6 protein-coding genes and 1 pseudogene are annotated in these 6,372 nt (G+C 70.9%); 5 read left to right on the plus strand and 2 right to left on the minus strand.

Going from position 1 to position 6,372, the window contains the following annotated elements; all coding sequences use genetic code 11:
• Positions 1–22: 22 nt before the first annotated feature.
• Positions 23–187: pseudogene (locus tag ACFWH5_RS15390) on the minus strand (DUF1349 domain-containing protein); the annotation flags it as partial.
• A gap of 79 nt (positions 188–266) precedes the next feature.
• On the opposite strand from ACFWH5_RS15390, the gene ACFWH5_RS15395 reads away from it, so the two are divergent.
• The 5 genes from ACFWH5_RS15395 to ACFWH5_RS15415 are packed head-to-tail and all read left to right on the plus strand — an operon-like array spanning position 267 to position 4,559.
• Positions 267–911 (plus strand): SatD family protein, encoded by a 645-nt coding sequence (locus ACFWH5_RS15395; RefSeq protein WP_378836280.1) that lies wholly within the window; start codon positions 267–269, stop codon positions 909–911.
• A complete protein-coding gene (locus ACFWH5_RS15400; protein ID WP_378836282.1) occupies positions 908–1,660 on the plus strand; it encodes a hypothetical protein in 753 nt (250 codons plus the stop codon). Before ACFWH5_RS15395 ends, ACFWH5_RS15400 begins: the two co-directional genes overlap by 4 nt.
• Positions 1,661–1,688: 28 nt before the next feature.
• On the plus strand, positions 1,689–2,993 hold the full coding sequence (tyrS, locus tag ACFWH5_RS15405) for a tyrosine--tRNA ligase (protein WP_378836285.1): 1,305 nt from the start codon (positions 1,689–1,691) through the stop codon (positions 2,991–2,993).
• 28 nt (positions 2,994–3,021) lie between these two features.
• Positions 3,022–3,846: a DUF4184 family protein gene (locus tag ACFWH5_RS15410; protein ID WP_378836287.1), complete on the plus strand. Its 825-nt coding sequence runs from the start codon at positions 3,022–3,024 to the stop codon at positions 3,844–3,846.
• Between the two features lie 20 nt (positions 3,847–3,866).
• A complete protein-coding gene (locus ACFWH5_RS15415; protein WP_378836290.1) occupies positions 3,867–4,559 on the plus strand; it encodes a haloacid dehalogenase type II in 693 nt (230 codons plus the stop codon).
• 7 nt (positions 4,560–4,566) lie between these two features.
• Here ACFWH5_RS15415 and ACFWH5_RS15420 read toward each other — a convergent pair whose 3' ends face one another.
• Positions 4,567–5,913, minus strand: coding sequence for a CoA transferase (locus ACFWH5_RS15420; protein WP_378836292.1), 1,347 nt, complete (start codon positions 5,911–5,913; stop codon positions 4,567–4,569).
• Positions 5,914–6,372 lie beyond the last annotated feature (459 nt).

Consider the following 6,372-nt stretch of genomic DNA (forward strand, 5'->3'; position numbering starts at 1 on the left):
GTGAACCGCACGACCAGGCCCGATCGCTGCGCACGGCGGTCACGACGGCACCCAGCCCCAAGTGCGGGTCCGCGTGCTCGACACCGGCCTTCACCCAGTGCTCGGGATCGGCGCGGACGAACAACCCCGCCTGGTCGAACTGGCCCTCCCATCGCGCGGGGGATGCGTCCAGACGCCCGCGCCCCAGGGGATGCTGATATCAGGCATATTCCGTCTTCATTGCCGCATAGTGCATATCTGCGGATTATTCGTGTTATGGTTATCGCATGGTCATCGCTGTGATCGCCGACATCATCGGCTCCCGCCGACTCGACGACCGTGCGTCCGCTCAGCGGATCCTCGACGAGACCATCGCGCGCGTCGAGGGCGACCTGCCTCTCGCGACGCAGCGCCTGACGCCCACCGTAGGCGACGAGCAGCAGGGCGTCTACGACCGTCTCGGCGATGCGCTGGCGTCGCTGCTGATGCTGCAGCTCGCCCTGCCCGACGGCATCTCGTTCCGATTCGGGCTCGGGGTGGGAGACGTCCGCCCGATCGCCTCCGTGCACGGCACGCTCTCCGACGGACCAGGATGGTACGCGGCGCGCGACGCCATCGAGACCGTCCACACCCGTTCGCTGCGCGCCATGCCGCGCATGCGCACCTGGATCGTCGGTGCCCCGGGGCAGGATGAGGTCATGGCAGGCGAGATCGCGGCATCCAACGCATACCTGCTCGCGCGGGACGAACTGGTCGGGGAGATGAGCGAGCGAGAACGACGACTGACCTACGGCCGCCTGACCGGATCCTCCCAGGCCGCCTTGGCCCGTGACGAGGGAGTCACGCAGCCCAGCGTGTCGAAGTCGCTGCGCAGCGCGGGCGCGGCCGCCCTCATCGAAGGGCTCGCGCAGCTGAGGGGAGAGCGCGCATGATCCTCGCGGGATTCCTGCTGTTGTCCGTCGGGGCGGTCGACCTCGTCCGTCAGTTCGTGCCGCGAAGGTGGATCGGCTACCTCGCGACGCTCATCGTGCTGCTCGTGCTCGGCAGCGTCTCGGCGGCGGTGCTGCCGATGCTCGCGGCCATCGCCGCCGGCGCCGCATGGATCTGGGCGATGCCCGCCGAGCGCGATCCGCGCTTTGGGTTCTGGCCCGCCGTCGTGCTGGCTCTGGTGTGCTCGCTCGCGGTGGTGTGGCTGGGCGAGCGGCGCGACGCCGGCATCATCGGCCGGAGCTGGCAGCTGGACTCTCCGTTCGGGCCGATCTCCTTCGATCTCGCGCTGCTCGTCGCGGGCGTCGTCGTCTTCCTGCTCGAGTCGGGCAACCTCGTGGTGCGCGCCGCCCTGACCAGCGAGCACAGCTGGTCGCCCGACGATGTGGAGGTGCCGCACGCGGCGGTCCGCCGCGACGACACCGCAGCGGGGGGTGAGCGACCACGCGGCGGTTTCAAGGGCGGCCGCCTGATCGGTCCGCTCGAGCGCGTCATCGTGTTCATGCTCACCCTGACGGCGGCCTATCCGCTGCTGGCGGCGACTCTGGCCGCGAAGGGCATCGTGCGCTTCCCGGAGATCTCCAAGGACGGCGAGACGGGCGCGCGGGCCGAGTACTTCCTGGTCGGCAGCCTGGTCAGCTGGGTGATCGCGCTGGGCGCGGCCTTCCTGGTGTGGTGGGGCGTGCACAGCTGAGCGGGTGCCCGCTGATAGCCTGGAACGCGTGCCGAATCCCGCTGTGACGCCTGCTCCTCAGACGATCGACCGCACGTTCGAGAACGTGTGGGACGAGATCGTCTGGCGCGGCCTCGTCCACGTGTCCACCGATCAGGAGGCGCTGCGCGCCCTTCTCGCCGGCGGCCCGATCACGTACTACTGCGGCTTCGACCCGACCGCCCCGAGCCTGCACCTCGGACACCTCGTGCAGCTCCTGCTGCTTCGCCGGCTTCAGCTCGCCGGGCACAAGCCTCTCGGGCTGGTCGGCGGATCGACCGGCCTGATCGGCGACCCCCGCCCGACGGCGGAGCGCACGCTGAACACCCGTGAGACCGTCGCCGAGTGGGTCGGACGACTGCGCTCCCAGGTCGAGCGCTACCTGAGCTTCGAGGGCGACAACGCCGCGCGCATGGTGAACAACCTCGACTGGACGGCGCCGCTGAGCGCCATCGACTTCCTGCGCGAGATCGGCAAGCACTACCGCGTCGGCACGATGCTGAAGAAGGATGCCGTCAGCGCGCGCCTGAATTCGGATGCCGGCATCAGTTACACGGAGTTCAGCTACCAGATCCTGCAGGGTCTGGACTTCCTCGAGCTGTACCGCCAGTACGACTGCGTGCTGCAGACCGGCGGCAGCGACCAGTGGGGTAACCTGACCAGCGGCACCGATCTCATCCATCGCGTCGAGGGCGTCTCCGCCCACGCGATCGGCACGCCGCTGATCACCAACAGCGACGGCACGAAGTTCGGCAAGAGCGAGGGCAACGCGATCTGGATCGATGCGGACATGACCAGTCCGTACGCGTTCTACCAGTTCTGGCTGAGTACCGCGGACGCCGATGTCATCGAGCGCCTCAAGGTCTTCACCTTCCTCACCCGCGCCGAGATCGAGGAGTACGCGGCGCTGGTCGAGAGCGAACCGTTCCGCCGCGCCGCGCAGAAGCGTCTCGCGCTCGAGGTGGTCGCCATCGTGCACGGCGCGGAGGCGACGGCGGCGGTGATCGCGGCATCCGAGGCGCTCTTCGGGCAGGGCGACCTGTCGACGCTGGACGCGGCGACACTGCGCTCCGCTCTCGAGGAGCTTCCGAATGCGACGCTCCCCGCAGGCGTCGCCGTGACGGATGCGCTCGTCGCGACCGGCCTGGTGTCGAGCGTCTCCGAGGCGCGCCGTGCCATCGCGCAGGGCGGTGTGAGCCTCGACGGCGTACGCGTGACCGACGACACGGCCACGGTGCAGGGCACGCTGCCGGGCGGCGTCTCGGTGCTGCGTCGCGGTAAGAAGACCCTCGCGGGCGTGTTCCTCGCGGGCTAGCCACACCGTCTCGCCGACAGGACCCGCGATGCCGTTCACTCCCAGCCACGCCGTCGTCGCACTCGCGTTCGCGCGGACGCCGCTGGTGCCCGCAGCGATCGCCGTCGGCGCGATGACGCCGGATCTGCCGCTGTTCCTGCGCGGCGTGGGGCTGCCGTACGGTTTCACCCACGACACGAGCAACGTCGTCTGGACGACGCTGATCGCCTTCGTGCTGCTGCTGATGTGGCGCGTCGTCCTTCGCCCGGGGCTGACCGAACTGGCCCCCGACGTGATCGCCGCGCGTCTGCCCGACGACTGGCGCCTCTCGGGCCGGCGCGCCGCCGTCGACCTCGTCGCGCCGCGCGAGCGCTTCGGGTACCCGCTGCTGCTGGTGCTCTCGCTGGTGCTCGGGGTGCTCTCGCACATCGGCTGGGACCTGTTCACGCACGAGGGGCGCTGGGGCGTCGAGGCGGTTCCCGCCCTGCAGCAGGTGTGGGGTCCGCTCCCGGGCTACAAGTGGCTGCAGCACGGCTCGAGCGTCATCGGCCTGCTGGTGATCGCCGTCTTCGCGCTCGTCTGGCTGCGTCGCCGGCCGGTGAGCACGCTGCCGCGGCGAGTGCCGGCGGGAGTGCGCCGGGTGTGGATGCTGACCCTTCCGGTGATGCTCGCCGGGGCGCTGGCCCTCGGCCTGGCGGTGTACGGCCCGCTCACCTCGGCCTTCACGGTGCAGCATCTGGCCTATCGCACGCTCCCCGCGGCATCCGGACTCTGGGGTGCCCTCACCGTGGCGCTGTGCGTCGCCATCACGGTGACCCGGTCGCTCCGGTCCCGCCGGGAAGAGCAGGTGCCGCCGCGCGTTGACCGGGAATGAACCCCGACGAGAGGAAACGGATGCCGCTCCTGCCACCTGTCGACGTCATCGCCATCGACGTGCTCGGCACACTGGTCGACGAACCGGGGGCGCTGCGCGCCGCCATCGCATCCGCCGCTCCCGATCTCGACGCGGCCGCGATCGAGATCGCCCGCGCGGCATGGGAGCGCCGTGTCGGCACCGAGCAGGAGCGGATCGACCGTGGCGAGCGCGACCATGCGGACGCCGACGCGCTGGCGGCCGAGACCGCCGCGCACATCGCACCCACCCTCGGCGTCACCGACCCGGCCGTGGTCGCGACGCTGGCCCGGCCGGACCGGCTGCTTCAGCCGTGGCCGGATTCCGCCCAGGGGATCGACCTGCTCGAACGGCGCGTTCCGGTCTACGGTCTGTCGAACGCGACGACGGCGACGCTGGACGGGCTGGCGGATCGCGCCGGCTTCCGATGGCACGGTGCGTTCTCCGCCTCCGCGGCATCGGCCTACAAGCCCGCGCCCTCGGTGTACGCGCTGGTCTCGGATGCCACGGGGGTTCCTCCGCAGAGGGTGCTGATGGTGGCGGCGCACGCGTGGGACCTGCGCGGCGCGCAGGCCGTCGGCATGCGCACGGCCTACGTCGCGCGGCCGGGCGGTGATCCGCCGCGCGCCGACGACCGGTTCGACGGCGCCTTTCGCACCCTGGCGGAGCTGGCCGACGTGCTGGGGGAGCGCTGAGCGGCGTTCACCACTCGGCGGCGTCCTGACCCCACGGGCGAGGCGCGGTGAACGTCATCGGCGAGCCTGCCCAGCGCACGGCGGGAGCGACCGTGATGACCCGCCGACCGGCGACGTCGAACGCCTGGGTGCGGATCTCGCCGTCCGATCGCGACTGCGGTGAGGAAGCGTGTCTCGGCATCCGCAGCAGCTCAGCGGCGACCCGCCGCAACGAGAGCCGCACTCGTCGAGCGCCGCCGGCCTCCGCGCGCTGTCGCAGCGCGGTGGCGATCCCCGCAGCCAGCAGATAGCCCGCCGTGTGGTCGAGCGCCTGGGCGGGAAGCGCGCCAGGGGCGCGACCGTCCGCGGACTCGATCCAGGAGATGCCGCAATCCGCCTGCACGATGCTGTCGAACCCGCGTGGCGAGTCGGGCCCCGGCCATGCGCTCAGCTGCGCGATCACGAGGTGCGGGTGCTCGTGAGCGAGCCGCGCGGGCGAGAGGCCGAGGCGGGAGAGCGCCGCAGGACGGTAGCCGAGCACCACGACGTCGGCGCCGGCCAGCAGCTGCGCGATGCGCTCGGACTCCTCGGCGACGTCGAGCAGGGCGGATCGCTTGCCGTGCCCCGTGTCGAGATGCTGCCAGATCGGTTCGGCGAGCCGGGGTGGATCGATGCGCAGGACGTCTGCTCCGGCGAACGCCAGCGTGCGCGTCGCGACGGGCCCCGCGATGACGCGGGTCAGGTCGAGCACCCTCACGCCGGCGAGGGGTGCGTCCTCGCTGGCCGCGGGGAGAGGACGCCGGGGAGCGTCGTCGAGCCGGGAGATCTCGACGAGCGGATGCCGGCACAGGTCTTCGTCCCTCTCGGGACGTTCGCGTTTCACCGTCGTGCAGACGCCGCCGGCGTCGCGGATGTCGGCCGTCGCCCGGTCGGCGGGCAGCTCCCGCAGCCGGGCGGCGACCGCCTCGGCGTCCGCCGCATGATCGAGGCCGAGACCGGCGCGGAGGGCGGCGGCATGGTGCGGGTAGTTGCCGTGCGTGCGCACCCAGCCATCGGATGCCGGCCAGAAACGTGACAGAGGGGACCACACGTCGGGGGCGGTTCCGTCGATGAGCAGATGACGGTCACTGCGGTAGGCGGCGGCGACCCCGGCGGGATCCGGCGCCCGCACGTCTGCGGGGGAGAGAGCGGCACCGGTGGCCAGCACGCTGAGCCAGGCGAACTCGCCCACGGGGAGCGCGGACGGCAGCGGGACGGATGCGCCGGGTGCGCGGACGGCGGTGAACCGTCCTCCGTCGAGCTCGAGCTCCCGCAGCAGGCGGGCGAAGACCGCGGAATCGCGCAGCTCTCGTCGTGCGTCAGCCCCAGGCACCATGGCTCGACCCTACGCGTCGTCACGGCGCGACACGCCCGGCCGGAGGCGAGGATTTGCCGGGTCCCCGGGATCCACGTAAGTTATTACCTGTTCGCCCCAAGCGGTTGAGCGGAAGGCCGGAAGGCCTGGCTCCCCTCCAAGCAGCGAACCACCCACCTCCTCCACTCCTCGCGAGTGGCCGGCTCTCGAGCCGGAAGAGCGTGGTCGTCCCGCCGGGATCGTTGATTTGACAAGCCGGCCGAGACGGGTACGATGGACAAGTTGCCCCGACAGGGGCGCTCATCCGCTCGGATCCTCACGGCCAGTCGATTTGACAGCCAGGGCGAGACGGATAAGATTGTGAAGTTGCCCTGCGCGTCCTGCTTTGGTTGGTGGGTGTGTGGGTGCGTCCGATCCTTGAGAACTCAACAGCGTGCACTTGTCAAATGCCAAATTATCCTCGTCCGGTCTTTGGATCGG

This window comes from Microbacterium sp. NPDC058345, assembly GCF_042723855.1.
Taxonomy (GTDB): domain Bacteria; phylum Actinomycetota; class Actinomycetes; order Actinomycetales; family Microbacteriaceae; genus Microbacterium.